Origin of the sequence: Burkholderia sp. COPS (assembly GCF_019425585.1) — a bacterium.
Taxonomy (GTDB): domain Bacteria; phylum Pseudomonadota; class Gammaproteobacteria; order Burkholderiales; family Burkholderiaceae; genus Burkholderia; species Burkholderia cepacia.
Genome location: NZ_WIXR01000052.1, coordinates 27,937 through 28,325, shown reverse-complemented (window position 1 = coordinate 28,325; position 389 = coordinate 27,937). Strand labels below are relative to the sequence as shown.

Sequence of the window (389 nt, the reverse complement as noted above, 5' to 3'; positions counted from 1 at the left end):
CGCGCCACCTGCCCGCCCCGCCCGCCGTCACATCGCGCGCACCGCGACCTCGGCCACGCTTCCGCGCTTCTCGATCGCCCGCGCGGACACGATCGACAGGAGTGCAGACAACATCACGTACACCCCGACGAGCCATGGCGCACCGCCGTTCACGCGCAGCAACGCGGTCGCGACGATCGGGGTCAGGCCGCTCGCGAAGATGCCCGACACCTGGTAGACGAACGAAATGCCCGTGTACCGCACGTTCGCGTCGAACAGCTCCGCGAACAGCGCGGCCTCCGGCCCGTATGCCATCGCGTAGAAGATCCCGAACGGGATCACCAGCGCGAGCCATACGGCGAGCAGGTTCGACGATTGCGTCTGCAGCAGCCAGAACGCGGGCAGCACCG

General features: G+C 68.6%; 1 pseudogene. It reads right to left on the bottom strand.

The annotated features are described in order from the left end of the window. Positions 1-27: 27 nt before the first annotated feature. A pseudogene (locus FOZ70_RS38290) lies at positions 28-389 on the bottom strand (MFS transporter); the annotation flags it as partial.